This is a genomic window from Comamonas antarctica (assembly GCF_013363755.1).
Classification (GTDB): domain Bacteria; phylum Pseudomonadota; class Gammaproteobacteria; order Burkholderiales; family Burkholderiaceae_C; genus Comamonas; species Comamonas antarctica.
Genome location: NZ_CP054840.1, coordinates 46,042 through 71,026 on the forward strand (window position 1 = coordinate 46,042; position 24,985 = coordinate 71,026).

A 24,985-nucleotide genomic window follows, 5' to 3' on the forward strand; every position below is an offset into this window, starting at 1 on the left:
CTGCGGCGTCAGTCCGGGATGGTGATGGTGCCGCCGGTCTTCACGCGGTCCAGCGCAATCAGGCTGCGGTAGCTCTTCACGCAGGGATTCTCGGCAAACAGCAGCCGCGTCAGCCGCTCGTAGCGGCGCATGTCGGGCGCGACGATGACCAGCACGAAGCTCGAGCCACCGGTCACGTAGTAGCACTGCTGCACCTCGGGCGTGGCGCGGAACAGCGCCTTCGCAGCATCGACGCGGGCCGCGCTTTCGTCGTGCAGCAGCACCTCGACGATCGAAGTGATGGTGGCCGAGACCGCTTCGGGGTTCACCAGCGCCACATTGGCGGCAATGACGCCCGCGGCTTCCATGGCCGCGATCCGGCGCTGCACGGCGGCGGTAGACAGCGCCACGGACTCGGCGATGACGCGCTGCGCAGTGCGGTTGTCGCGCTGGAGCAGGCGCAGGATGGCCTTGTCATAGCGGTCGAGCAGCGCAGGGGAGGACGGCAGTTTGCGGGGCATGGCGAGTAATTTTTGCGTTTCAAGGCCGATATTCGAGTCCAATTCAAGCGCCAGCGAGCATAGCATTCAGCATGTCTTCGCTTCCTCTGTCCACTCCTTCGCCTGCCGGGCACCGCAGCACTGGCGTCGCCTATGGCGCCGCTGCGGGTGCGCTGTGGGGGCTGGTCTTTGTCGCGCCCGAACTGGTGGGCGGGTTCGGTCCGCTGCAGCTCAGCGCCGGCCGTTACTTCTGCTACGGGCTGCTGGCGCTGCTGCTGGTGGCAGCCGCGCTGGCGCGGGCTGCGCACCCGGGTGTCGCGCCGCCAATGGGGCCAGCTGTTCTGGCTCGCGCTGGCGGGCAACACGCTGTACTACCTGCTGCTGTCGGCCGCGGTGCAAAACGGCGGCATCGCCATGACCGCGCTGGTTATTGGTTTCCTGCCCGTGGCCGTCACGCTGATCGGCAGCCGCGACCAGGGCGCCGTGCCCTTGCGGCGCATGCTGCCTTCGCTGCTGCTGTGCGCGCTGGGGGCGCTGTGCATCGGCTGGCAGGCGCTGGCGCATCCCGGTGCGCAGGCCAGCGGCCAGAAGCTGCTGGGCCTGGCCTGCGCCGTGGGGGCATTGCTGTCATGGACGGCTTTTGCCGTCGGCAACGCGCGCTGCCTGGCGCGCCAGCAACAGGTCTCGGCCCACGAATGGAACCTGCTGACCGGGCTGGTCACGGGGGCGCAAAGCCTGCTGCTGATTCCGCTGGCCTGGGCGTTCGAGAACGCGCAGCATGGCGCGCACGAATGGGCGCGGCTGGCTGCGGTGTCGCTGGCCGTGGCGGTGCTGGCTTCGCTGCTGGGCAATGCCTTCTGGAACCGCATGAGCCGCCTGCTGCCGCTGACCCTGGTCGGCCAGATGATCCTGTTCGAGACGGCGTTTGCGCTGGTCTATGGCCTGCTCTGGGAGCAGCGCGCACCCACGCCGGCCGAGATGGCGGCCTTCGGCTGCGTGGTGCTGGGCGTGCTGTCGTGCCTGGCGGCGCATCGGCGGCCCGCGGCCATCGGTTAAAGTGTCAGCCCATGGTTCCGCTTTGCCTCACCACCACCACCACCACCTCCACCACGACCGCTTGCCGCGGCGCGTGCGAAGTGTCGTGAGCGCCTAGCCCGACCCGCTTCAAAGGCCCGCCAGCGATGGACAGGGCCTTTTTCACATCCCTTGTCGCTGGCACCACGCAAGGAGATGCTTCATGTTTGCCCTTTTGATTCTCGACGTCCAGGTCGGCCTGGTCCACGCCGCCGACCCGCCCTGGCGCTGCGCGCAGCTGCTCGCCAATATCAACGCGCTGATGGAGAAGGCGCGCCGCGCGGGTGCGCCGATTTTCCTGGCGCGGCATATCGGCCCCGAAGGCTCGCCGATCGGGCCCGGCAGCCCGCTGACCGAACTGGCACCCGAGCTCAGGCTCGCGGGCGGCGAGCAGGTGTTCGAGAAGCACCGCCCGAACGCCTTTGCCATGACCGGCCTGGCCGAGCGCCTGCGCGCTGCGGGCGCCAGCGGCGTGGTGATCACCGGCATGAAAACCGAATACTGCGTCGACAGCAGCTGCCGCGCGGCGCGCGACCTGGGTTTCGCGGCGGTGCTGGTGGCTGACGCCCATAGCTGCACCGACACGCCGCAGCTCACGGCGGCGCAGATCGTCGCGCACCACAACGCCACGCTGGCCGGGCCGTTCTGCCAGCTGGTGGAGGCAAGGGACTGGGAATTCGCGGCGGCGCCCGGCTGACGGCGCTAGTCTTTGCGCGCGGCAGGGGCCAGCAACCGTGCCAGCGCCGGCGTAGGGCAGGCCGCCTGCAGCAGCTTGCGAAAGCGCGCGCATTCCAGGTGCGAAGGCGCGGGGCACTCCGCCACATGCCGCAGCAGCTTGGACAGCGATGCCAGCCGCCGTGCCTGGCGGTCGAGCTCCTCGGCGCGCTGCAGCAGGCCGGACCGCGGTAGGCCGGGGCGCGGCAGGTCGGGCTGGCGGTCCTGGTCGAACATGGCCTTGATCTGCGCGAGCGAAAAACCCGCGCCCTTGCCCAAGGCAATCAGGGCCAGCTGCAGCAGCGTGTCTTCGCGGTATTGCCGGCGCAGCCCGTTGCGCGCGACTGACTCGATCAGCCCCAGGTCCTCGTAGTAGCGCAGTGTGGAAGTGGGCAGGGCGCTGGCCCTGGCGAGCGCGCCGATATCGATGAGAGACATGCTTGACTTCAAGTGGGCTTGAAGTCGCATAGTAGCTGCTCCCTCACGAACAGGCGTGCGATCTCCCATGAAAACCCATTTCCAATCCAAGGGCCGGCCGCTGCTGCTGGCCGCACTGGCCGGCGCCACGCTGCTGGCAGCGCTGGGCGCGAGCAGCGCGGCGGTGGCGCTGCCGACGCTGACGCGCGCGTTCTCGGCCGACCTGCAGCAGGTGCAATGGGTGATGCTGGCTTATCTGCTGGCCGTCACGGTGGCCATCGCCGGCGTGGGCCGCATGGGCGATCTTTGCGGCAGCCGGCGCGTGCTGCTGGCCGGTCTGGCGCTGTTCATGCTGGCCTCGGCCGCCTGTGCGCTCGCGCCGGGCCTGGGCTGGCTGATTGCCGCGCGCGTTGCCCAGGGCCTGGGCGCGGCGGCGCTGATGGCGCTGCCGCTGGCGCTGGCCAAGGGGCTGGTGGCCAGGCAGCGCGTGGGCTCGGCCATGGGGCTGCTGGGCAGCATGTCGGCTTTGGGCACCGCCGCCGGCCCGGCGCTGGGCGGCCTGCTGATTGGTGCGCTCGGCTGGCAAAGCGCGTTTGCGCTGCTGGCGCTCAGCGGCGCCGTCCTGCTGCCGATGGTGTGGCTGGCGGTACCCGCAACACCGGAGCGCGCCGGCGCCCGCATGGACCGGGCCGGCAACGGGCTGGCGCTGCTGCGCGCACCGGCGCTGGCGCGCGCCCTGGCAATGAACCTGCTGGTCGCGGCCATCATGATGGCCACACTGGTGGTCGGCCCGTTTTTCCTGGCGTTCGGCCTGGGCCTGGATGCCGCCGGCACGGGCCTGGCAATGGCCGCGGGCCCGGCCGCGGCGGCGCTCTCGGGGTGGCCCGCGGGACGGCTCACCGACCGCTTTGGCGCGGGCCGTACGCTGGTGGCCGGGCTGCTGATGGCGGCCATCGGCCTGGGCGCGCTGGCGCTCCTGCCCGGGTGGACAGGGGTTGCCGGTTATGTGCTGGGCCTGCTGCTGCTCACGCCGGGCTTCCAGCTGTTCCTGGCGGCCAACAACACCGCCGTGATGCTGGGGGCCGCGGACGCGCACCAGGGCCTGGCCTCGGGCTTGCTGGGCCTGTCGCGCAACCTGGGCTTCCTGGCGGGCGCGGCATTGCTGCCGCTGCTGTTTGCAGCCCTGCTGGGCAGCCCGGTCGCGGACAGCTCCATGCCGGCCATCATCGCGGCTTTCCGCGCCACCTTTCTCGCGGCCGCGGGCGTGCTGGCCGTGCTGGCGGCATGGCTGTGTCGGCCGCGCCGCGCGAGACGGCCGAAAGACTGACCAAGGTAGCCCGGCCTATGCGCCCGGGCGCACCGCCGGTGGCGTCCACGAGCCGTCCACAATCGCCGCCTTTGGCCAGTACGCGCGCACGTACAGCGAGAACGCGCCGGTCTTTGGCGCCGGCAGCCAGTTGCTTTCCTGGTCCGGGGCCGGCGCGTCGGACTGCACGTAGAGCGTCAGCGAGCCGTCGTCGTTGTACTTCAGCGTCTTGTTCTTGGTGCCGAGCGAGTAGCGATTGGCCGCGTTGGGCGCGAAGAAGTGATGCTCGTTGTAGAGCGTGAGCGACCAGAATCCGTTGACGGGCGGCGTCTGGTCCTTGGCGAAAGTCACCGTGTAGCGCCCGCCGCCCTGGAGCCGGTTGCCGTCCTCGTCCAGGTCCTGGTAGAAATATTTGGTCTCGTTCGGCGCGTTGACGAAGATGTTCGACTTGGCCACCGCCGTCCGCGTGAAATAGTCCGTGCCAAACGCGGCGGTGTTGCTGGTGGTGCTCCAGTGGTGCGGCAGCGGGATGCCGAAATTGCGGAACTGGAACAGCGGCGCAATGAGTTCGGCATCGGCCTGCGCCAGTTCCTCTTCGACCGCTTTGCGCAACGCGGGATCGGCCTTGACTGCCGCGATCACGGCCAGCACCTGCGCGTAGCGTGCCTCTTCGCCGGGAAGAGGCGGGGCGTCGGCAAGGGCCTGGGGCAACAGGTCGAGGAAGGTCCCGGGAGCCACCCAGGGTGTTTCGGCATCGCCCCCGTCCTGGGCGGGCAGCTTCTTCAGCGCGGACCAGTCCGTGCGCTTGAGCGTGCCGTCGAACTGGTCCAGGGGATACATCATCACCTGCTGCAGCGGCTCCTGGATGGCCGCGCGGTCTTGCAGCGTGTCATCGAGGAAAAGCCGCGGTATGACATTGCCGGTGTGGGTCGAAGCCCGGAACACGCGCGTGATGCCCCTGGGAACCTCACCGTGCCAGTCCGGCCCCACCAGCAGGTAGAAGCCCGGCGTCGTGCCATACATCTTTCCCAGCTGCGCAAAGCCATCGGTTCGGGAATCCACGACCTGGTAGACCCAGAAGCGGCTGCCGAAGTCGGGCACCTGGATCACCACCGGGGACTGGTCCAGCGCCAGCAACCCCCCGCCGTAGACGACATCCTGGTTGGGGCAGGCCACCAGCCGCACCTCGGGCGGAAAGTAGTCCGTGAGCATGGTGAACTGGTTCAACGGCGCCATCGGCGCCGCCCCCAGGTAGAACCGTTCGGGCACCTTCGCGTACGACGCGCGGCGAGCGGCAAGGTTGAGCAGGGGCCAGGCCCAGAAATAGGCATCGCGCGCCACCAGCCGGGCATAGGCGGGCGTGATGCGCGTGCCCGGCACGGGGCCGGCGGGCATTGCAGCGGCGAAGCCGGGGGAGGGGGCGATGCTCTGTGCGCAGCTGACCATGGTCGTTCTCCGAATGAATGGGTTAAGCAACAGGCCGGTCCTGCTACGGAACACGTGCCACGGGCACCGGTTGCCAGTCGCCCCGGATGACACTGTCCTTGGGCACGTAGGTGCGGAAGGTCAGGGAGAACGGCTTGCCTTGCGCAGAGGGAATCCAATTGGACTGCGGCACCCCGGCGGGCGGCTGGGGCCCGACGCCGATCTTGAGCGAGCCGTCGGCCTCCTTCTGCAGCGCCGAATGGTTGTTGAAGTTGTAGCGCTGGAGCGCATTGGGCACCACGCGGTAGTCGGGCACGCCGACCAGGATGACCGACCAGTAGGCGTCGACCACCGCGTCGGGCAGCCGGTCGGCGGGGAAGTGCATCACATACTGCTGCGAGCCATCGAGCGGCCGCTCCTCGGAATCCTTGGTGGCGACGAAGTACAGCACCTCATCGGCGGTATTGGCCCAGATGCCGGCATAGTTCACGGAAGTGCGCAGCCAGTAATTGCCGAGGTAATTGCCCGCCGCGGCGCCGCCGACCCAGTGGTTGCGGTTGGGCGCGCTCTTGGTCAGCGCGTAGGTCTCGAACGCGCGCACCACCTGGACCAGGCGGGCATCGATGTCGTCGCGGGCCGCCTTGCCCGACGCGATGTAGGCCGCGATCGAGCGTGCCTGTTGCTGCATGCGCGCGGCGTTCGGCGCCACATCGAGGGCACTGCCCAGGCGCTCTTCGAGATGGTCGAACAGCGCCGCGCCGATCAGCGCGTTGTTGTCGAATTCAGGCATGTCGGGCGGCGGCGCGATCGACGGCGTGCCCGCCGAATGCACGAGAAACTGCTTTTGCAGCTTCAAGGCACCCTCCGGATCTCCCTTGATTTCCACGCGCCCGAGGAACTTGGCCTTGCTCGAATGCAGGGCAATGGGCACGACGTCCGGCGGCAGCTGGGGGCGGGAGCCCGGCTTGACGAGCGCGAACTTGCCATAAGGCCGGGAAGGGAAGGCGCGCTCGTTGATGTTAGCGATGACTTCACCCCACTCATCGAGCAGTTGGGCGGTGTAGTAGCGTCCCTCCACCTTCGGGACTTCGAGGATGACGGGGGTGTGGTCGTCGACCGCAAACCAGGCCTCGAGATAGGCCACATCGAAGTTCGGGTTGACGAAATCTGCCGAGCCCAGCGGGTTGTACTTGATCTGGTTGTACGCAAAGCCCGGCGCCTTGGCATCCAGGTGTTCCTGGCGGATGACGAGCCCGCGTCCCAGCAGGTAGACATAGCTGTCGGCCAGGGTTTTGTCATCGGGGCGGGTCTGTGCCGCCGCCGTGCTGGCCTGAAAACCCGCCATGGAAAGGGCGGAACAAAGGACGAATGCAGCGCGAGGACCGAGCATATGAACCCCTGGTTTGTTTGGGGTTCATTCTATGAATGGCTCGCGCGCATGCCGGGCCATTCAATATCGATTCAAGGGATATTGAAAAACAGGATTCGGTATTTACGTCGGGTCCGCGCTACGGATTTTCAAATATCTGCGACTGTGCGCTGGCAATCGCAGGTTCTTGCCGTGATTCAGTCCGGCGTTCCCTTGTTCAGCAGGAAAAATCGCAATGAGGCACGCATGGCAAGCGACGCAAACTCACATCCATAGGATTATGGCGTGCGATTCGATATTCAAATCGATGTCAATAAGACCAAGGGCCTACAGCTTTGGGCTGTAGGCCCTTTGTCAACTATTGCAGCAGTACGGATCAGAACGGAATATCGTCATCCATATCGTCGAAACCCGAGGCCGCGCGCTGCGGCGCGGGTGCCATCGGTGCCTGGGCCGGAGGCGCCATGCGCGGGGCCGGAGCCGCGGCGCGCGGTGCGGGCGCGGCGCGGCGCGGGGCTTCGTAGCCGCCGTTGCCGCCGCCATTGCCGCCACCGTTGTCGCCATAGCCGCTGTCGTCGCCATAACCGCCGCCCTGGCCGCCACCCATGCCCTGGCGGCTGCCCAGCATCTGCATGGTGTCGGCGCGGATTTCAGTCGCGTAGCGTTCCTGGCCCGTGGCCTGGTCGGTCCACTTGCGCGTGCGCAGCGAGCCTTCGACATAGACCTGCGAGCCCTTGCGCAGGTACTGGCCGACGATCTCGGCGAGGCGGCCGTTGAACACCACGCGGTGCCATTCGGTCGCTTCCTTGTTCTCGCCGGTGTTCTTGTCGCGCCAGCGGTCGGTGGTGGCGATGGTCACGTTGGCGACCTGGTCACCGCTGGGGAAGGCGCGCATTTCAGGATCGCGGCCCAGATTGCCGACGATGATGACTTTGTTGACGGATGCCATGAAAAAACCTCGAAAAATAAGTAGCGCGAACCATGGGTTGAGGGAGCCCGCGCCAGATGCCTGGATGCTTCCGTCCCCCTCGGAGACGTCACAGGCAGGAGCATATCCGTTTGCCCAAGACTACGGGCAAACCCGTGATATTGCCATGGGCGGGGTGTGCTTCCTCAGTGGCCGCCGGCCTTGCCGACCGGCTTGAGCGGCCAGGTCACGAGCAGCCAGATCGCGGTCAGCACGGCGGTGGTGGCAAACAGCCCCGGCATGCCGGCCCATTTCGCAATCGCGCCGCCGATCGCGCCGCCCGCAAACAGTCCCAGCGACTGCAGCGTGTTGTAGCTGCCCAGCGCCGCGCCGCGCAGCGGCGTGGGCGCCATGCGCGAGACCAGGCTGGGCTGGCTGGCTTCGAGGATGTTGAAGCCGCAGAAGAAGACCAGCATCAGCAGGCCCATGGTCCACAGCGACGGCGTGGCGCCGCTCGCGGCCACGGCGCCCAGGCCCAGCTGCACCACCAGCACCAGCGCGATCGCGCCCAGCAGCGCCATGCGCAGCTTGCCCTTGCGCTCGAGCGAGAACATGCCGCCCATGGCAAGGAACGACAGCAGCACCGCGGGCAGGTAGATGTGCCAGTGCGCGCCCTTGGGCAGGCCGGCCTGCAGCAGCAGCGTCGGCACCGCGACCCACATTGCCATCTGCACCGTGTGCAAGACGAACACGCCCAGGTTCAGGCGCAGCAGATCGGGCTGCTGCAGCAGGTCGGCAAGGCGCCCGCGCGGCGCGTCCTTGTGCTGCAGCGGCTCGGGCGGCACGACCCACAGCACCACGGCCACGCCGGCCAGCGCCAGCGCGAACGTCAGGCCGAACACGCCCGACAGCCCGGCCCAGGCGGCCAGCACCGGGCCGGCGACCAGCGCCAGCGCGAACATCAAACCAATCGAGCCGCCAATGACCGCCATGGCCTTGGTGCGCACGCTGTCGCGCGTCTGGTCGGCCAGCAGCGCCGTGACGGCCGCCGACACCGCGCCCGCGCCCTGCAGGCCGCGGCCGATCAGCAGGCCGGTGAGCGAATCGGCGAGCGCCGCAAGCAGGCTGCCGCCAGCAAACACCAGCAGGCCCATGACGATCACGCGCTTGCGGCCGAAACGGTCCGAGGCCAGGCCCAGCGGCAGCTGGAACAGCGCCTGCGTCAGGCCATAGATGCCCATCGCCAGGCCGACCATGGCCGGGTCGTCGCCACCCGGGTATTTGCGCGCCTCGAGCGCGAAGACCGGCAGCACCAGGAACAGGCCCAGCATGCGCAGCGCGAAGATCAGCGCCAGGCTGCTGGTGGCACGGCGCTCGAGCGGTGTCATGCGGTTGGAGGGCATGGCCGGGGCGGCGGCGGCCGCCGAGAGAGGGGAAGTCGTTTGTGGCACGCGCAACAAAGGCAAGTGATTGGAGGAGGGCAGCGGCGGCGCGCAGACGGATGGCGCGCGCGGACTGCGCAATAACAGGCCCGATTGTCCGTGATCTGCGAGTCCGCCGCATTTCCGGGGCCAGCCTGACTATCATGCTAGGTTTCCCCGCATGGAACGCCTGCGCCCGTGAACGACTCCACCCATCCCTCTTCCGAGCAGGTTGGCGCCAGTGATGGCGGCCGCTATCTGGGCCACGCCCTGGCACAGTCGCGCATCAGCATCCGCGGCGCGCGCACGCACAACCTGAAGAATATCGATCTCGATATTCCGCGCAACCAGCTGGTGGTGATCACCGGCCTGTCGGGCTCGGGCAAGTCCAGCCTGGCGTTCGACACGCTCTATGCCGAGGGGCAGCGGCGCTACGTCGAGAGCCTGTCGGCCTATGCGCGCCAGTTCCTGGGCCGGCTCGACAAGCCCGATGTCGACCTGATCGAAGGCCTGTCGCCAGCCATCAGCATCGAGCAGAAGGCCACCAGCCACAATCCGCGCTCCACCGTGGGCACGGTCACCGAGATCAACGACTACCTGCGCCTGCTCTATGCACGCGCCGGCACGCCGTACTGCCCCGACCACCACCTGCCGCTGCAGTCGCAGACCATCAGCCAGATGGTCGATGCGGCGCTGGCGCTGCCCGAGGACACCAAGCTGATGGTGCTGGGCCCGCTGGCGCGCGAGAAGAAGGGCGAGTTCACCGAGCTTTTCGCGCAGCTGCAGGCCCAGGGCTATGTGCGCTTTCGCATCGACGGCCAGATCTACGAAGTGGAATCGCTGCCGCAGCTGCAAAAGAACGAGAAGCATTCGATCGACGTGGTGATCGACCGCCTCAAGGTGCGCCCCGATGCCGCGCAGCGCCTGGCCGAGAGCTTCGAGGCCGCGTTGCGCGCCGGCGGCGCCGAGGCCGGCGGCCGGCTGATCGCGCTGGAGATGGACACCGGCGCCGAGCACTGGTTCAGCGCCAAGTTCGCCTGCCCGATCTGCAGCTATTCGCTGCCCGAGCTCGAGCCGCGGCTGTTCTCGTTCAACTCGCCGCAGGGCGCGTGCCCGACCTGCGACGGCCTGGGCCTGAGCGATGCCTTCGATCCCGAGCGCGTGGTGGCCTTTCCCTCGCTGAGCCTGGCCAGCGGCGCGATCAAGGGCTGGGACCGGCGCAACGCCTATTACTTCACCATGCTGGAAAGCGTGGCCGCGCATTACGGCGCCGACATCGAGCAGCCATTCGAGGAACTGCCCGAGGCGGTGCGCAATGCCGTGCTCTGGGGCTCGGGCGAAGAGGCCATCGGCTTTGCCTACTTCAGCGACAGCGGCAAGCACAAGGACAAGCCGCTGATCAAGCACCACCCGTTCGAGGGCGTCATTCCCAACATCGCGCGGCGCTACCGCGAAACCGACTCCAGCGTGGTGCGCGACGACCTGGCGCGGCTGCGCAGCACGCGCTGCTGCCCCGACTGCGAAGGCACGCGGCTGCGGCGCGAGGCGCGCTGGGTGCGCATCGGCGAGGGCGACGAGCAGCGCGCGATCTACGAGGTCAGCCGCGCCACGCTGGCCGAGGCCCATGCCTGGTTTGCGCGTCTCAAGCTGCACGGCGCCAAGGCCGACATCGCCGACAAGGTGGTGCGCGAGATCACTTCGCGGCTGATGTTCCTCAACGATGTCGGCCTGAGCTATCTGAGCCTGGACCGCAGCGCCGAGACGCTGTCGGGCGGCGAGGCCCAGCGCATCCGCCTGGCCAGCCAGATCGGCAGCGGCCTCACGGGCGTGATGTATGTGCTTGACGAACCCAGCATCGGCCTGCACCAGCGCGACAACGACCGGCTGATCGCGACGCTGGAACACCTGCGCAACATCGGCAACAGCGTGATCGTCGTCGAGCACGACGAGGACATGATGCGCGCCGCCGACCAGATCATCGACATGGGCCCGGGCGCGGGCCTGCATGGCGGCCGCGTCATGGCGCAGGGCACGTTCGAGCAGGTCAAGGCCAACCCCGATTCGCCCACCGGCCGCTATCTCGCGGGCACGCAGACCATCGAGGTGCCCAAGCGGCGCACGCCCTGGCTGCCCGTGGTCAAGTCGGCAGAACCCGCGCCCGCGCCGGGCAAGTCGCGCTTTCCGGTCTCGGCCGCGGCGCAGCGCCGCGCCGAGCGCCAGGCCGAGCATGTGGCGCGCCAGGGCGATCTGCAGGCCATCACCGTGGTCGGCGCGCGCGGGCACAACCTGAAGAACGTCACGGTGGAGTTTCCTGTTGGGCTGCTGACCTGCGTCACGGGCGTCTCGGGCTCGGGCAAGAGCACGCTGGTCAACGACACGCTCTATGCCGAGGTCGCGCGCCAGCTCTACCGCGCGAGCGAAGAGCCCGCGCCGCATGACGAGGTGGTGGGCATCGAGTACTTCGACAAGGTCATCAATGTCGACCAGTCGCCGATCGGCCGCACGCCGCGCAGCAACCCGGCGACCTATACCGGCCTGTTCACGCCCATCCGCGACCTGATGGCCGAAACCGCGATCGCGCGCGAGCGCGGCTACGGCCCGGGGCGCTTCAGCTTCAACGTCGCGGGCGGCCGCTGCGAGGCCTGCCAGGGCGACGGCGTGGTCAAGGTCGAGATGCACTTCCTGCCCGATGTCTACGTGCCCTGCGACGTCTGCCAGGGCGAGCGCTACAACCGCGAGACGCTCGAAGTGCTGTGGAAGGGGAAGAACGTCGCGCAGATCCTGCAGATGACGGTCGAGGACGCGCATGCGTTCTTCCAGGACGTGCCGGCCATCGCGCGCAAGCTGCAGACGCTGCTGGCCGTGGGGCTGTCGTACATCCGCCTGGGCCAGAGCGCGACCACGCTGTCGGGCGGCGAGGCGCAGCGCGTCAAGCTGGCGCAGGAGCTGAGCAAGCGCGATACCGGGCGCACGCTCTACATACTCGACGAGCCCACGACCGGTCTGCACTTTGCCGATATCGACCTGCTGCTCAAGGTGCTGCACCAGCTGCGCGACGCAGGCAATACCATCGTCGTCATCGAGCACAACCTCGACGTGATCAAGACCGCCGACTGGCTGATCGACATGGGCCCCGAGGGCGGCGCGGGCGGCGGCACCGTGGTGGCGACGGGCACACCGGAGCAGATCGCGGCGCACGAGGGCAGCCATACCGGGCATTACCTGCGGCGGTATCTGGCATAAGGCGGCCGGCGCTGGCTTGCCATGCGCCTGTGCGCCGACAGGCACCAGCCATGCCGCGGGCAACCATAGCGGCCAGAGGAGGTTCCATGTCTCCCATTGATTTCGTGGTGGTCGGCGCCGGCATTGCGGGCGCATCCGTTGCCTGGCAGCTGTCCGGCCGTGCGTCGGTGCTGGTGCTCGAACGCGAGACCCAGCCCGGCTATCACTCCACGGGCCGTTCGGCGGCGCTGTATCTCGAGCATTACGGTCCGCCCCAGGTGCAGGCGCTGACGCGCGCCAGCCGCGCGTTCTACACCGCCCCGCCCGCCGATTTCATGCCCGAGCCGGTGCTGTCCCCACGCGGCGCGCTCTATGTCGCACGTGCCGACCAACGCGCCGAGCTGGACGCGGCCTATGCCGAGGCGCGCCGCCATTCCCAGGCCGTGCGCTGGCTTGAACAGGACGAGCTGCTGGCGCTGGTGCCCTGCCTGCGCGCCGACGTGATCGTGGCCGGCTTTCTCGATGAAAACGCGCGCGACATGGAGGTGCACGGCCTGCACCAGGGCTTTTTGCGCGGCCTGCGTCTGGGCGGCGGCCATCTGCGCTGCGCGGCGGAGGTGGTGTCGCTGGCGCGCGATGCGAGCAATGCCTGCTGGCAGATCGGCCTGGCCGACGGCAGCCGGATCGCGGCGCGGCAGGTGGTGAATGCCGCGGGCGCCTGGGCCGACGCGCTGGCCGCGCTGGCCGGCGTCGTGCCGCTGGGGCTGGTGCCCAAGCGCCGCAGCGCATTCACCTTTGCTGCGCCCGCGGGCGTGGATGCGCGGCATTGGCCTGCCGTCATGGGGGTCGACGACAGCTTCTATTTCAAGCCCGATGCAGGCCAGATGCTGGGCTCGCCGGCCAATGCTGATCCCACCACGCCGCATGACGTGGTGCCCGAGGAAATCGACGTTGCCACCGGAATTTTCCACATCGAGCAGAACACGACCATGCAGATCCGCCGGCCCTCGCATACCTGGGCCGGGCTGCGCTCCTTTGTCGCCGACGGCGAACTGGTGATCGGCTGGGATGCGCCACCGGCGCGAGGCCAGCCAGGCTTCTTTTGGCTGGCCGCACAGGGAGGCTATGGCATTCAGACCGCCTATGCGGCCGGCCTGCTGGCGCGCAACCTGCTGCTGGGCGAGGCGCTGGATGCAGGCCTCGCGGCCCAGGGCGTGCTGCCCGAACGGCTGGCGCCGGCGCGGCTGCGGTGACCTTGTCCACATTTTTATCCACAGGCTGGCGCAGGAACTTTTCACGCCCGTTTGTCACACGTGCGCCATACCGGTGTCATGCAACGCCCGTAGATTCGGACTTTTCGCAAAAAAGAGGACGAGATGAATCAATCGAAGACGGTGGCCGCGGCCCTTCTGGCCATCAGCCTGGCAGCTTGCGGCGGCGACAACAACCACGCCAGCCCGGCCCCGACCGATCCCACCACGCCCACGCTGCCGACGCCCGAGACCCCCGCACCCGAAACTCCGACGCCCGAAACGCCCACGCCCGAGGAGCCCACGCCCGAGACCCCCGCGCCCGTGGCCGAGGTCTACATCGACGAAAGCTTCGATGGCCTTACGGCACTGCCCGCGGGCTGGAGCGCGCCGGCCGGCAACCGCGGCACGGTGTCCGTGCGCGACGGCAGCCTGATCATCGACGGCCGCGCCCACAGCAGCGAGATGACGGCGGTGGTGCTGCCGGCGTCCCTGCAGGCGCTGAGCAACTACCGCATCGACGCGCAGTTCACCATCGAGTCGCCCAACAACGCCACGCGCTGGGCCAGCGTGATGTACCGCACCTCGGGCGCGGACAACGCGCGGCCCTACGACCCCTATTACCAGTTCGCGGTGCGCGTCACCGCCACGGCCAGCAATGGCACGGAGTTCGCGCAGCGCAAGAACGGCCAGTGGCTGGTCACGGGCACCAAGGCCTTCAGCGAGAACATCGACCCGGCCAAGACCTATACCGCCACGGTGATCGTCCACGGCAACCGCGTGCGCCAGTACCTGGACAACATGCTGACGCATGACATGACGCTGGACGAAGCCATGGCCAAGGGCGGCGTCGGCCTGCAGACCACGGGCGCGATCATGCGCGTCGACAGCATCAAGGTCACGCAGCAGCTGACGGCGCTGCCCGACGTGAGCAAGGTGATTGCCGTGCAGGACACGGGCACGCCGGCCTCGATGGCGCCGACGCTGGTGCAGCCGATGTCGGCGCAGACGCAGCTGGCAGGCAGCGGCGCGAGCAACGCGCTGTTCGTCATCGACAGCAGCCTGAACCTGCGCAGCGAAAGCGGTGAAAGCCTGGCTTCGCTTGCGCATTACTTCGCCCAGGCCGACCGCAACACCATTCCGGTGCTGCGCATTGCCGACAGCGCCACCGTGACCGCGCTGGCCCAGTTCGCGCGCAGCAACAACGACCTGGGCGATGTGACCCTGCTGTCGGACAACGTCGAGCTGCTGGCCAGCGCGCGCCGCGCCATTCCCGCGGTGCGCACCGCGGTGGACTTCTCGGGCGTCTCCATCCTGGGCAACACCACACAGGACATCCTGCAGGTGGTCAGCGCCACCAACCGCGCCAAGGCCAAGATCGCGGTGCTGCCCGCCGCCATGACCAACCGCACGACGGTCGCCCACCTGCAGCGCCTGCTGCTCACGCCCTGGGCGAAGTCGACGGCCACCACGCCGGCCGCGGCCGCCGAAGTGCTGACCACGGGTGTCAATGGCGTGATCGCGGCCAACGCCGGCGTCTACAGCGCGGTGCTCAAGCAGCTGCCGGCTAACACGCTGCTGCGCAAGCCGCTGGTCACGGGCCACCGCGGCATGCCCGGCACGACCGACGAGAACACGCTCGAGGGCGCGCGCGCGGCCGTGGCTGCCGGGGCCGATGCGGTCGAGAACGACATCTACATGACCACCGACCGGCATCTGGTCATCATGCATGACGACACCGTCACGCGCACCACCAACGGCACGGGCCGCATCGAGGACATGACGCTGGCCCAGGTCAAGCAGCTCAAGACCAAGCCCAGCGGCCTCTCGGTGCCCACGCTGCAGGAGTTCTTCGCGGAGTTCAAGGGCCGCAACGTGAGCCATTTCATCGAGCTCAAGAGCACCACCGCGGGCATCGTGCCGCTGCTCAAGGAAGAACTCGAGAAGGCCGGCGTCAGGGACCAGGTGGTGGCGATCTCGTTCAGCGGCGACCAGCTCAACCGCATGGCCGAGACCCTGCCCGAGATCAGCACCGGTTTCCTCAACAGCTCGGCCGATGCCGGCGATGTGGCGGTCAACCTGCGCAACATCCTCAATGGCACGCAGCTCTACTCGTCGACCTACAACCCCTCGTTCGCTGGCCTGACCCAGGCCACGATGGAAGCCGGCAAGCACCGCGGCACCACCTTCTGGCCCTGGACCATCAACACCGAGAACGACTTCTACCGCTTCTACAGCTACGGCACGCACGGCATCACCACCGACCACGCGTACTGGGCCAAGGACTTCCCGGTGGCCATCAGCACGGCGGCCACGGCCAGCGCCACGATCGGCAGCCCGTTTGCCGCCGCGGTCGACCTCACCACCCAGGTCGGTACGCTCAGTTCGGCCTTCAGCAACCAGATGGTGGTGCTGGACGGCTCGCCCGCGCACACCGTGGGCAGCGATGGCCGCGTGACCTTCACCGCCGCCGGCACGGCCACCGTGCTGCCCGGCTACACCCACAAGATGGGCACCGGCACCTATAGCTACACCATCTTTGCCAAGCCGATGACGGTGCAGGTGGGCGCGCAGTAAGCCAGGCGCCCCAAAACAAAGCCTCCATGCTTTTTGGCATGGAGGCTTTTTTCTTGGAAAGGACATCTCAGCGCGGCGTGCGCACCAAGTTATCCACAGCGTGGTTTAGAGCGGCGCGCAGCGCGCAAAACGCACCACCGTCACGCCGGCGCGCGCCTGGCGTACCGAGGGCATGACCAGCACGCAGTCGTCGTAGGGCGTGAGCACGGGCTCGCCGTCGTTGTCGCCGATGACCGTGCCGGCCTTGGCGAAGTGCTCCAGGCCGGTGAACGGGGCGTTGAAGCGGAAAGCCGCGCTCTTGGCCACCACCGGGCCGGTCACGGTCAGCGCGAGCTGGGGGGCGGGGTCGGGCAGGCGCCAGCCGGGCAGCAGGCGGTCGGCCTCGGCCTGGTCGATGACTTCGGAGGCCAGCAGGAAGCGCAGGCACTGGTCCTGGGCTATGTCGCGGCTGGCCGGGTCGCCATGGAAGCCGCACTCGACCAGCAGCGTGCGCGAGTCGCCGGCTTGCTCGTCGGGCAGGCCGAAGCGGCCGTAGTCGCGCAGGCGCGTGCCGTCCTTGTGGCCCGCATCGATCACGACATGCGTGGGCGCGCCCATCTGCTTGGCCAGCAGCTGGTTGCGCGGCTGCACGCCGGTCAGCAGCAGCGGCGCCGAGGGCTCGTGCATGGAGTGCAGGTCGAGCAGCCAGTCGGTCTGGCGCACGAACGGGCGCAGCGCTGCGGCGCGCCGGCGCTCGTTGCTGTCGGCCGCGTCCATGCGCTCGTCGCTCCACTGCCGGTTCAGGTCTTCGTCGGTGAAGCGCGATGCGTCATGCGCATTGGCATCGAAACGGTCGAAGGCCTGCAGGTTGGCAAAAACCAGCGTCAGCGTGCCCTGCAGCGGGCGCAGGCCGGCTTCGAGCAGGCCCTTGACGGCCCAGGCGCCGCTGAGTTCGTTGCCATGCACCAGCGAGGTGATCATCACGTTGCGTCCGGGCAGGCCCGAATCGAAACGCCAGACGCCTTCGGTGCCGGTATTGCCCGCGCGCCAGGCGCCGATGTCGGGCGCCGGCAGGTCAAATTGCAGTGTGCTCATTCTTCGATCTTGGCGAATTCAACGATCTTGGTGTATTTGGCGATTTCGGACGCGATGTACTTGTCGGTATCGAGCTTGGCATCCGAGACCACCGAGCCGGTGGCGGCCAGCTTCTTGCGGAATTCGGCCGAGGCCAGCGTGTCGTTCAGCGCCTTCTTCAGCTTGTCCTGGATGGGCTTGGGCAGGTTGGGCGGGGCCATCAGTGCAAACCAGACGCTGATGTCGACGTTCTTGAACGCCGGATTTTCGGCGAGCGCAGGAATGTTCGGCGTGATGGCCGAGCGCTTGGCTTCGGTCGTGCCCAGCGCAATCACCTTGCCCGACTGGATCTGCGGCAGGCCGCTGGAGAGCACGAACATGCCGTACTCGATGTTGTTGCCCACCAGGTCGGTGGTCAGGGGCGCGACACCGCGGTAGGGGATGTGCGTCATCTGCAGCTTGCCCTGTTCCTTGACCAGTTCACCGGCCAGGTGCAGCGAGGTGCCCACGCCCGAGCTGCCGTAGCTGGTCTGGCCCGGGGCCTTGGCGACCGCGGCGATGAACTCGTCGGTGTTCTTCACGCCGGCCTTTTGCGACGCCACCAGCACCAGCGGCTGCGAAGCCACCATGCCGATCGCCGTGAAGTCCTTGATCGTGTACTTCAGGCTCTTGTTGATCAGGCGCGCAATGGCCAGTTCGTTGTTCGCGCCGACCATGATGGTGTAGCCATCGGGTGCGGACTTGGCGACCTTCTGCGCGGCAATCGCGCCGCCCGCGCCACCCAGGTTCTCGATCACCACCGGCTGGCCCAGGCGGTTGGCGAGTTCGGTGCCGACCATGCGTCCCACGAGATCGGTGCTGCCGCCCGGCGGATAGCCGATGACCATGGTGATCGGCTTGTTGGGGTACGAGGCATCGGCGAAGGCCGAACCGGCTGCCAGCAGAGCGATACCGCAGGCGAGGGCAGTGCGGCGCAGGATAGAACGATTTTGCATGGGACGATTCCTGGATTGAATAACGTCGAATGTAAAAAGTCCTGCGCGCTTGGCTGGTGCCATAACGGCACCAGGCCGTGCCGTTGTGGCACATCGAACGCGGCTAGCGTTGTGTCACACGATTCCAGAATTCCTCGGCTGCCGCGCTCAGCCGCCGCTTGGCGCGGTACATGCGCACATCGAAACGCACTTCCATGTTGCGTGTGCCGGCCAGCGCCAGGCGCCGCGCCTTGCAGTCGGCATGCACCATCGACCAGGGCAGCCAGGCCACACCCAGGCCCTTGTGCACATACTCGTATTGCGCATCGGCCGAGTCGCATTCGAGGATGCGCTGCAGCCGCGGCGCATCGGGGTTCTGCGACAGATGGTCCTCGACCAGCCGGCCCAGCGCCATGCGGTGCGGGTAGGCGAGATAGGGCACGCTGCCGGGCGCGGCAAAGCTGTGCCGCGCCTGGCCCTCGGGGTTGGCGCGCGACACCGGCACCAGCCGGTCGCTGGCGATGTTCACGTAGCTGAACTGGCGCGCGTCCCAGCGCACGGCAATGGCCGGGTGGTGGTAGATCAGCGAGAAGTGGATTTCATCCTGCTCGAGCATGGTCACGGCCTCGTGCAGCGTGCGCGTGTAGACCGTGAGCGGGCTGGTCTGCAGCAGCGGCCCGAGGCGCAGCAGCCAGTCGGCAACGATGGTGCGCGCCAGCGTGCGGCCCGTGGCCAGCAGGATGGTCTGCGCCTGGCGCCCGGCAATGGTCTGCAGCTCCTCGTGCGACTGCGCGAGGGTGCGCGTCATCAGTTCGCAGGTCTCGAGAAAGGCCTCCCCCGCGGGCGTGAGCCGCACCGGGCTGCTGCCGGCCACGACCAGCGCCGTGCCGCTCCAGGCCTCGAGCGCGCGGATGCGGCGTCCGAACGCTGGATGCGTCACATGGCGCAGTTCCGCGGCCCGCGTGAAGCTGCGCTCCTGGGCCAGCATCAGGAAGTCTTCCAGCCACTTGATCTGCATAACCAGTGCCTTGCTTAACGCAGCATGGTGTCGACCATTGCATGAATCCTATAAAACTGGCCTGCACCAGCCCAGGGGCAGCGAGCAAGGGCCGCCCCGCAGCGAGGCTGCCGTCCCCCTCCACCGAAGGCTGAGAGGGGGAAGCCGCGTGAGCGGCTCAGGGGGTGCTTCATATCAGCGTTGCGCTTCGCGCGCCGCTTGCTGCAAGGTCTCGCGCGTCGCTTCGGCCTGCGCGCGCGCGGCCTGGGCAAAGTCGGCGCCGGACGACGCGTAGAGAATCGCGCGCGACGAGTTGACGATGATGCTGCCGTGCGCGCGCAGCCCGGCCTTGACCGTGGCCACGGCATCGCCGCCCTGCGCGCCCACGCCCGGAATCAGCAGCGGCAGCGTAGGGGCGATCTCGCGCACGCGCTCGATCTCGTGCGGGCGCGTCGCGCCCACCACCAGGCCCAGCTGGCCGTTGAGGTTCCACGGGCCTTGCGCCAGCGCGGCCACATGCTCGAACACCTTGGGGCTGCCCGGCACATCGGCCAGCGTGCGCGCCTGCAGGTCGTCGCCGCCCGGGTTGGAGGTGCGGCACAGCAGGAAGGCGCCCTTGCCTTCGTACTTCAGATAGGGCGCGACGGAATCGAAGCCCATGAACGGCGACAGCGTCACGGCATCGGCGCCATAGCGCTCGAAGGCTTCCTTGGCGTACTGCTCGGCCGTCGAGCCGATGTCGCCGCGCTTGGCGTCGAGAATCACCGGCACGTGCGGTGCCACGGCGCGCATGTGGGCCATCAGGCGCTCGAGCTGGTCTTCGGCGCGGTGCGCCGCGAAATAGGCGATCTGCGGCTTGAACGAGTTCACCAGATCGGCGGTGGCATCGACGATGGCGGCGCAGAAATCGAAGATCTTCGAGGCATCGCCCTGCATGGCCGCGGGAAAGCGGTTGGGTTCGGGGTCGAGGCCCACGCACAGCATGGATTGGTTTTGCGAGCCGGCGTTGCGCAGCATGTCGAGGAAAGTCATGGGGCGCGATTTTAAGGCCGGGATGCAAAAAGCCCCGGCATGCGGGGCTTCGAAGCAGGGCGTTGGCGCGGCAATCAGCCGTTGGCGCGCTTTTCGAGGATTTCGAAGGCCGGCAGCTTCTTGCCTTCGAGCACTTCGAGGAACGCGCCGCCGCCGGTGGAGATATAGCCGATCTGGTCTTCGATGCCGTACTTGGCGATCGCCGCCAGCGTGTCGCCGCCGCCGGCAATGCTGAAGGCCTTGGATTCGGCAATCGCCTGCGCGATGATGCGCGTGCCGTTCTCGAACGCCGCGAACTCGAACACGCCCACCGGGCCGTTCCAGACGATGGTGCCCGCGGCCTTGAGCTGTTCGGCGAGGCGCTTCGCGGTGTCGGGGCCGATGTCCAGGATCAGGTCGTCATCGGCCACCTCCGTCGCGGCCTTGATGGTCGCGGGCGCGTCGGCGGCAAAGGTCTTGGCGACCACCACATCGGTGGGAATCGGCACCTGCGCGCCGCGCGCGGCCATCGCGTCGATCACCGCCTTGGCCTGGGGCACCAGGTCGGGTTCGGCCAGCGACTTGCCGATCTTCAGGCCCGCGGCCAGCATGAAGGTGTTGGCGATGCCGCCACCGACGATCAGCTGGTCGACCTTGTGCGACAGCGCTTCGAGAATCGTCAGCTTGGTCGAGACCTTGGAGCCGGCCACGATGGCCACCAGCGGCTGCGCGGGCGCGGCCAGGGCTTTTTGCAGCGCATCGATCTCGGCCGACAGCAGCGGGCCGGCGCAGGCCACGGGCGCGAACTGGGCGATGCCGTAGGTCGTGCCTTCGGCGCGGTGGGCGGTGCCGAACGCGTCGTTGACGAAGATGTCGCACAGTGCGGCCAGCTTCTTCGCCAGTGCTTCCTGGTTCTTCTTCTCGCCGACGTTGACGCGGCAGTTCTCCAGCAGCACGACCTGGCCGGGCGCGACCTGCACGCCGTCGACCCAGTCCGCGACCACGGGCACTTCGCGGCCCAGCAGCTCCGACAGGCGCTTGGCGACCGGTGCGAGCGAGTCGGCGGGCTGGAACTGGCCTTCGGTCGGGCGGCCCAGATGGCTGGTGACCATCACCGCCGCGCCGGCCTTGAGCGCCATCTCGATGCAGGGCACCGAAGCACGCACGCGCGTGTCCTCGGTGATCTCACCCGCGTCGTTGAGCGGAACGTTCAGGTCGGCACGGATGAAGACGCGCTGGCCCTGGGCTTTGCCCTGGGCGCACAGATCGGAGAAGCGAAGAATGTTCATGGCAGCGGATTGCCTGGCAGCAGGCAGTGAGACGTTGAGGGAAAGGCGCCGACATTGTAGGGCGTGGAGTTGCGGTACGCCGCGGCCCTGCACCCTTCGACAAGGCTCAGGGCGAACGGAAAAATGAACCGTTCGCCCTGAGCCTGTCGAAGGGCCAAAGCGGCAATTTCACCATCCGAGCCCGATATGCAACGGCAGGTAAACCGCCATCCCCACGACGATGGTCCCCAGAATGCCGCGCTTCCAGAAGTAATAAGCCGTGGCGCAGATCACCGCCGGCAGGCGCGCGTCGAGCAGGGTCTGGATCAGCGCGCCCTGGGTGATGACCAGCTCGGGCGCGATCACCGCCGCCAGCGCGGCCAGGGGCGCGTACTTCAGGCCGCGCTTGAGCCAGTGCGGCATCGGCACTTCGCGCTCGGGAAACATGAAGAACGCGCGCGTGATCAGCGTGATCGCGCCCAGGCCCAGGCAGTTCAGGGCAAACAGCCACCAGGAGTCCATCATGGGCGCGGCTCCTCGTCATCGAGCGGCAGCACCGGATTGCGCTCGCCGCGTGCCGGATCGGGCGCGCGCAGCTTCGCCGGGCCGGCGCGCCACTCGCGCAGCCGGCGTTCGGTGTTTTCCATCATCAGGCCCACGGCCACGGCCGCTGCGATCGCCGCCAGGATGTTGAGCTTGAGCGGCAGCGCAAACGCCGCCACGGCCACGGCCGCGGCCACGCCGGTCGCGCTCCAGGTGGTGCGGTCGGTGAGCATCGAATACAGCACGCCCAGCAGCGCCAGCACGCCCGCAAATCCCAGGCCCCATGACAGCGGCACCTGGTCGGCAAGAAAGATGCCGGCCACCGAGAACGCCTGCCAGACCGTCCAGTTGGTCGCGGCCGCGCCCCAGAAATACGGCAGCTGCTCCGGGCTGCGCTCGCCGCCCGGATAGCGCTTGAAGAATGCGACAAAGATCACGTCGCCGCTGAAATAGCTCAGCGCCAGACGGTGGCGGCGCGCCAGATGCGCGAAATAGCTGCGCCACATGCTGCTCAGGATCACGAAGCGCAGGTTCACGCAGAACGCGGTGAACCACACCACCCACAGCGGCGCGCCCGCGATCATCAGCGGCAGCACGGCCAGCTGGGCGCTGCCGGCGTAGACCACGAAGGACATGAACAGCGCCATCCATACGGACATGCCGCTCTTGACCATGGCCACGCCCGTGACCAGCGCCCAGGCGGCAATGCCCAGCGAGACACCGCTCAGGTCGCGCATGCCCAGCTGGAAGGCCGGGTCGCGCGCAATGCCCAGCGCGCGCTGCGCCAGCGCGGCGGCCTGGGCGCCGGTTGCGGAACGCTGGTTCATGGCGCGGCTTCGAGCTGCGCGCCCGGGGGCAGCGCAAAGCCATGCAGGAAGTCGCCCGCGGGCAGGCGCTTGCCGCCCGCGCGCTGCAGCTGGGTGAAGCGCATCGCGCCCTCGCCGCAGGCCACGACCACGCCTGCGGCATCGGCGGCCAGCACCGTGCCGGGCGCGGCATCCTGCGCGCGCGGCGCGGGCCGGCCTTCCCAGAACTTGATGGTTTCGCCCTGCCACTGGCTCGCGGCGCCGGGGAAGGGCGTGAATGCGCGCACGCGCTGGTCGATGGCCGCGGCCGGCAGCCGCCAGTCGATCCAGCTCTCGGCCTTTTCGATCTTGTGCGCGTAGGTCACGCCCTCGGCGGGCTGGGGCGTGCGCGGCAGGCCGCCGCAGGCGCTCATCTCCAGCGCCTCGACGATCAGCCGGCCGCCGAGCAGCGCGAGTTCGTCATGCAGGCTGGCGGTGGTCGCATCCGGGCCGATGGGCAGGCGCTCCACCAGGCACATGTCGCCGGTATCCAGGCCCGCATCCATCTGCATGATGGTGACGCCGGTCTCGCGGTCGCCGGCTTCGATCGCGCGGTGGATGGGCGCAGCGCCGCGCCAGCGCGGCAGCAGGCTGGCGTGGATGTTGAGGCAGCCCTTGGCCGGCGCATCGAGCACCCATTGCGGCAGGATCAGGCCATAGGCAGCCACTACCATCACGTCGGCCTGCGCGGCGGCAATCGCCTGCTGCGCCGCGGCCGCGTCTTCGGGATACTTGCCGTCGAGGCGCAGGCTGCGCGGCTGGCTCACGGCAATGCCATGCGCCTGCGCGCACTGCTTGACGGGCGAGGCCTGGAGCTTCATGCCGCGGCCCGCGGGCCGGTCGGGCTGGGTCAGCACCAGGGGCACGCGAAAGCCCGCATCGAGCAGACGCTGCAGGGCCACGCTGGCGAATTCCGGCGTACCGGCAAAGATGACGTTCATGCAATCACAAGGGGAAAGGCGCGGCCTCTCAGTCGAGAGGGTCGCTGTCGTTGAATACTTCGTCGGTGAACATTACGCGGCGCACCACGCCCGCGGGGTCGATGTGCACATGGGCCTGGCGTGAAGCTCCATTGTCCAGCAAACGGTAGGTCCAGATGTCGCCTTTGAAGCTGGCCACACCCTCGACCAGCGCGGGCGGGCCGAACTGCTGGAGCACGCTGGCGCGCGTATCGACGTCATTGCGCAACGCGAAGAACTGCTGCATGGTCAGCACCTGCTGCACGCGCGCGAGGCGCTGCTGCGCATCGAAGTCGAAGTGGTAAACCTGCTGGCCCGCAGGCTGGCGGCTGTAGAGCAGGCGCTCGCCGCCAGCGGGCAGGGGCACGGTCAGCGTGGGCCGGCCCATGTCCTTGAGGACTTCGGCACGCGGCGTGCCGATCTTCTGCCATTCGGCAATGGCGCATCCGCTGAGCCACAGCCCGGCGACGCCCCAAACTGCCCGGCGCGCCCATTGCAACAGCACCGGGCGCAAGTCCATCACCGGTCCTGCTTTTGCTGCTTGAGCAGCTTGGTCTTGATGCGGTTGCGCTTGAGCGGCGACAGGTATTCGACAAACACCTTGCCCATCAGGTGGTCCATCTCGTGCTGGATGCAGATGGCCAGCAGGCCTTCGGCCTCGATCTCGCGCGACTGGCCCTTTTCATCGAGCGCGCGGATCCTGACCGAGGTCGAACGCTCGACGCCGTCATAGATGCCGGGCACCGACAGGCAGCCTTCGTCGCCGACCTGCTTGTCTTCGCTGGCCCAGAGGATCTCGGGGTTGATCAGCGTCATCGGCTGGTCGCGCTCCTCGGACACATCGATGACCACCACGCGCTCGTGCGCGTCGACCTGGGTCGCGGCCAGGCCGATGCCCTGGGCGTCGTACATGGTGGCGAGCATGTCGGCCACCAGCGCCTGGATGCGTTCATCCACCACGGTGACCGGCTGGGCCACCTTGTGCAGGCGTGGATCGGGAAAGCAGAGGATGGGAAGAATTGCCATGGCAGCCAAGAAAATGATGTCGCTATTTTCGCCACTTTTGCGTTTATTCGCTGGGCACCGCTCCAATAATCATTGCCTGATCAAGGCCTTGCGCCGAGAATCCGTGAAGCTTTGTTACGTGTTGCCCGGCTGCGGCGAGACCAATTGA

The 24,985-nt window shown here is 68.0% G+C and carries 23 protein-coding genes; 7 read left to right on the forward strand and 16 right to left on the reverse strand.

Features of this window, described 5'->3' with window-relative positions; translation table 11 throughout:
* Positions 1-8 precede the first annotated feature (8 nt).
* On the reverse strand, positions 9-500 hold the full coding sequence (locus tag HUK68_RS00235; protein ID WP_175502378.1) for an Lrp/AsnC family transcriptional regulator: 492 nt from the start codon (positions 498-500) through the stop codon (positions 9-11).
* Between the two features lie 291 nt (positions 501-791).
* Here HUK68_RS00235 and HUK68_RS00240 point away from each other — a divergent pair, with 291 nt between their 5' ends.
* The gene (locus HUK68_RS00240; protein ID WP_350355228.1) at positions 792-1,535 is read left to right on the forward strand and encodes a DMT family transporter; all 744 of its coding nucleotides are present in this window, start codon (positions 792-794) and stop codon (positions 1,533-1,535) included.
* 181 nt (positions 1,536-1,716) lie between these two features.
* Entirely contained in the window at positions 1,717-2,250 is a 534-nt protein-coding gene (locus HUK68_RS00245; RefSeq protein ID WP_175502379.1) for a cysteine hydrolase family protein, read from the forward strand.
* Positions 2,251-2,255: 5 nt separating this feature from the next.
* On the opposite strand, the gene HUK68_RS00250 is transcribed toward HUK68_RS00245, so the two are convergent.
* Positions 2,256-2,705 (reverse strand): MerR family transcriptional regulator, encoded by a 450-nt coding sequence (locus HUK68_RS00250; RefSeq protein WP_175502380.1) that lies wholly within the window; start codon positions 2,703-2,705, stop codon positions 2,256-2,258.
* A 67-nt stretch (positions 2,706-2,772) separates the two neighbouring features.
* On the opposite strand from HUK68_RS00250, the gene HUK68_RS00255 reads away from it, so the two are divergent.
* Complete coding sequence (locus HUK68_RS00255; protein WP_175502381.1) at positions 2,773-4,011, forward strand: MFS transporter; 1,239 nt, start codon at positions 2,773-2,775, stop codon at positions 4,009-4,011.
* 15 nt (positions 4,012-4,026) lie between these two features.
* Here HUK68_RS00255 and HUK68_RS00260 read toward each other — a convergent pair whose 3' ends face one another.
* From HUK68_RS00260 to HUK68_RS00275, 4 genes are all read right to left on the reverse strand, one after another.
* Entirely contained in the window at positions 4,027-5,436 is a 1,410-nt protein-coding gene (locus tag HUK68_RS00260) for a DUF1254 domain-containing protein (RefSeq protein ID WP_175502382.1), read from the reverse strand.
* Between the two features lie 43 nt (positions 5,437-5,479).
* Entirely contained in the window at positions 5,480-6,760 is a 1,281-nt protein-coding gene (locus tag HUK68_RS00265) for a DUF1214 domain-containing protein (protein ID WP_175502383.1), read from the reverse strand.
* Positions 6,761-7,160: 400 nt separating this feature from the next.
* Positions 7,161-7,733 (reverse strand): single-stranded DNA-binding protein, encoded by a 573-nt coding sequence (gene ssb, locus HUK68_RS00270; RefSeq protein ID WP_175502384.1) that lies wholly within the window; start codon positions 7,731-7,733, stop codon positions 7,161-7,163.
* A 164-nt stretch (positions 7,734-7,897) separates the two neighbouring features.
* Positions 7,898-9,079, reverse strand: coding sequence for an MFS transporter (locus tag HUK68_RS00275; RefSeq protein WP_175505690.1), 1,182 nt, complete (start codon positions 9,077-9,079; stop codon positions 7,898-7,900).
* 231 nt (positions 9,080-9,310) lie between these two features.
* On the opposite strand from HUK68_RS00275, the gene uvrA reads away from it, so the two are divergent.
* From uvrA to HUK68_RS00290, 3 genes are all read left to right on the forward strand, one after another.
* Positions 9,311-12,355, forward strand: coding sequence for an excinuclease ABC subunit UvrA (gene uvrA / locus HUK68_RS00280; RefSeq protein WP_175502385.1), 3,045 nt, complete (start codon positions 9,311-9,313; stop codon positions 12,353-12,355).
* Between the two features lie 86 nt (positions 12,356-12,441).
* Positions 12,442-13,587, forward strand: coding sequence for an NAD(P)/FAD-dependent oxidoreductase (locus tag HUK68_RS00285; protein WP_175502386.1), 1,146 nt, complete (start codon positions 12,442-12,444; stop codon positions 13,585-13,587).
* A gap of 123 nt (positions 13,588-13,710) precedes the next feature.
* Positions 13,711-16,161, forward strand: coding sequence for a glycerophosphodiester phosphodiesterase family protein (locus HUK68_RS00290; RefSeq protein WP_175502387.1), 2,451 nt, complete (start codon positions 13,711-13,713; stop codon positions 16,159-16,161).
* 105 nt (positions 16,162-16,266) lie between these two features.
* On the opposite strand, the gene HUK68_RS00295 is transcribed toward HUK68_RS00290, so the two are convergent.
* The 10 genes from HUK68_RS00295 to def form a co-directional block, all read right to left on the reverse strand.
* Complete coding sequence (locus HUK68_RS00295) at positions 16,267-17,235, reverse strand: M14 family metallopeptidase (RefSeq protein ID WP_175502388.1); 969 nt, start codon at positions 17,233-17,235, stop codon at positions 16,267-16,269.
* Complete coding sequence (locus tag HUK68_RS00300; protein WP_175502389.1) at positions 17,232-18,209, reverse strand: Bug family tripartite tricarboxylate transporter substrate binding protein; 978 nt, start codon at positions 18,207-18,209, stop codon at positions 17,232-17,234. The genes HUK68_RS00295 and HUK68_RS00300 overlap by 4 nt, the downstream gene beginning before the upstream one ends.
* Before the next feature lie 103 nt (positions 18,210-18,312).
* Positions 18,313-19,206 (reverse strand): LysR family transcriptional regulator, encoded by an 894-nt coding sequence (locus HUK68_RS00305; protein ID WP_175502390.1) that lies wholly within the window; start codon positions 19,204-19,206, stop codon positions 18,313-18,315.
* A 174-nt stretch (positions 19,207-19,380) separates the two neighbouring features.
* The gene (pyrF, locus tag HUK68_RS00310) at positions 19,381-20,217 is read right to left on the reverse strand and encodes an orotidine-5'-phosphate decarboxylase (RefSeq protein ID WP_175502391.1); all 837 of its coding nucleotides are present in this window, start codon (positions 20,215-20,217) and stop codon (positions 19,381-19,383) included.
* A 74-nt stretch (positions 20,218-20,291) separates the two neighbouring features.
* Positions 20,292-21,485, reverse strand: coding sequence for a phosphoglycerate kinase (locus HUK68_RS00315; protein WP_175502392.1), 1,194 nt, complete (start codon positions 21,483-21,485; stop codon positions 20,292-20,294).
* Positions 21,486-21,653: 168 nt separating this feature from the next.
* Positions 21,654-21,989 carry an AzlD domain-containing protein gene (locus HUK68_RS00320; protein WP_175502393.1) on the reverse strand — a complete coding sequence of 112 codons (336 nt, stop codon included), beginning with the start codon at positions 21,987-21,989 and terminating at the stop codon, positions 21,654-21,656.
* The gene (locus tag HUK68_RS00325; protein WP_175502394.1) at positions 21,986-22,834 is read right to left on the reverse strand and encodes an AzlC family ABC transporter permease; all 849 of its coding nucleotides are present in this window, start codon (positions 22,832-22,834) and stop codon (positions 21,986-21,988) included. Before HUK68_RS00325 ends, HUK68_RS00320 begins: the two co-directional genes overlap by 4 nt.
* The gene (gene fmt, locus HUK68_RS00330) at positions 22,831-23,793 is read right to left on the reverse strand and encodes a methionyl-tRNA formyltransferase (RefSeq protein WP_175502395.1); all 963 of its coding nucleotides are present in this window, start codon (positions 23,791-23,793) and stop codon (positions 22,831-22,833) included. The genes HUK68_RS00325 and fmt overlap by 4 nt, the downstream gene beginning before the upstream one ends.
* 28 nt (positions 23,794-23,821) lie before the next feature.
* Complete coding sequence (locus tag HUK68_RS00335; RefSeq protein ID WP_244146218.1) at positions 23,822-24,331, reverse strand: hypothetical protein; 510 nt, start codon at positions 24,329-24,331, stop codon at positions 23,822-23,824.
* Positions 24,331-24,837 (reverse strand): peptide deformylase, encoded by a 507-nt coding sequence (gene def, locus HUK68_RS00340; protein ID WP_175502396.1) that lies wholly within the window; start codon positions 24,835-24,837, stop codon positions 24,331-24,333. The genes HUK68_RS00335 and def overlap by 1 nt, the downstream gene beginning before the upstream one ends.
* Here def and HUK68_RS00345 point away from each other — a divergent pair.
* Entirely contained in the window at positions 24,836-24,985 is a 150-nt protein-coding gene (locus HUK68_RS00345) for a hypothetical protein (protein ID WP_175502397.1), read from the forward strand. The two genes, def and HUK68_RS00345, sit on opposite strands and share 2 nt — an antisense overlap.

What these genes read in the sequence shown, in the direction of transcription:
- HUK68_RS00235 (WP_175502378.1), bottom strand. Translation starts at nt 500, where the DNA reads ATGCCCCGCAAACTGCCGTCCTCCCCTGCGCTGCTCGACCGCTATGAC.
- HUK68_RS00245 (WP_175502379.1), top strand. Translation starts at nt 1,717, where the DNA reads ATGTTTGCCCTTTTGATTCTCGACGTCCAGGTCGGCCTGGTCCACGCC.
- HUK68_RS00250 (WP_175502380.1), bottom strand. Translation starts at nt 2,705, where the DNA reads ATGTCTCTCATCGATATCGGCGCGCTCGCCAGGGCCAGCGCCCTGCCC.
- HUK68_RS00255 (WP_175502381.1), top strand. Translation starts at nt 2,773, where the DNA reads ATGAAAACCCATTTCCAATCCAAGGGCCGGCCGCTGCTGCTGGCCGCA.
- HUK68_RS00260 (WP_175502382.1), bottom strand. Translation starts at nt 5,436, where the DNA reads ATGGTCAGCTGCGCACAGAGCATCGCCCCCTCCCCCGGCTTCGCCGCT.
- HUK68_RS00265 (WP_175502383.1), bottom strand. Translation starts at nt 6,760, where the DNA reads ATGGCGGGTTTTCAGGCCAGCACGGCGGCGGCACAGACCCGCCCCGAT.
- ssb (WP_175502384.1), bottom strand. Translation starts at nt 7,733, where the DNA reads ATGGCATCCGTCAACAAAGTCATCATCGTCGGCAATCTGGGCCGCGAT.
- HUK68_RS00275 (WP_175505690.1), bottom strand. Translation starts at nt 9,079, where the DNA reads ATGACACCGCTCGAGCGCCGTGCCACCAGCAGCCTGGCGCTGATCTTC.
- HUK68_RS00285 (WP_175502386.1), top strand. Translation starts at nt 12,442, where the DNA reads ATGTCTCCCATTGATTTCGTGGTGGTCGGCGCCGGCATTGCGGGCGCA.
- HUK68_RS00290 (WP_175502387.1), top strand. Translation starts at nt 13,711, where the DNA reads ATGAATCAATCGAAGACGGTGGCCGCGGCCCTTCTGGCCATCAGCCTG.
- HUK68_RS00295 (WP_175502388.1), bottom strand. Translation starts at nt 17,235, where the DNA reads ATGAGCACACTGCAATTTGACCTGCCGGCGCCCGACATCGGCGCCTGG.
- HUK68_RS00300 (WP_175502389.1), bottom strand. Translation starts at nt 18,209, where the DNA reads ATGCAAAATCGTTCTATCCTGCGCCGCACTGCCCTCGCCTGCGGTATC.
- HUK68_RS00305 (WP_175502390.1), bottom strand. Translation starts at nt 19,206, where the DNA reads ATGCAGATCAAGTGGCTGGAAGACTTCCTGATGCTGGCCCAGGAGCGC.
- pyrF (WP_175502391.1), bottom strand. Translation starts at nt 20,217, where the DNA reads ATGACTTTCCTCGACATGCTGCGCAACGCCGGCTCGCAAAACCAATCC.
- HUK68_RS00315 (WP_175502392.1), bottom strand. Translation starts at nt 21,485, where the DNA reads ATGAACATTCTTCGCTTCTCCGATCTGTGCGCCCAGGGCAAAGCCCAG.
- HUK68_RS00320 (WP_175502393.1), bottom strand. Translation starts at nt 21,989, where the DNA reads ATGATGGACTCCTGGTGGCTGTTTGCCCTGAACTGCCTGGGCCTGGGC.
- HUK68_RS00325 (WP_175502394.1), bottom strand. Translation starts at nt 22,834, where the DNA reads ATGAACCAGCGTTCCGCAACCGGCGCCCAGGCCGCCGCGCTGGCGCAG.
- fmt (WP_175502395.1), bottom strand. Translation starts at nt 23,793, where the DNA reads ATGAACGTCATCTTTGCCGGTACGCCGGAATTCGCCAGCGTGGCCCTG.
- HUK68_RS00335 (WP_244146218.1), bottom strand. Translation starts at nt 24,331, where the DNA reads ATGGACTTGCGCCCGGTGCTGTTGCAATGGGCGCGCCGGGCAGTTTGG.
- HUK68_RS00345 (WP_175502397.1), top strand. Translation starts at nt 24,836, where the DNA reads ATGGCAGCCAAGAAAATGATGTCGCTATTTTCGCCACTTTTGCGTTTA.
- def (WP_175502396.1), bottom strand. Translation starts at nt 24,837, where the DNA reads ATGGCAATTCTTCCCATCCTCTGCTTTCCCGATCCACGCCTGCACAAG.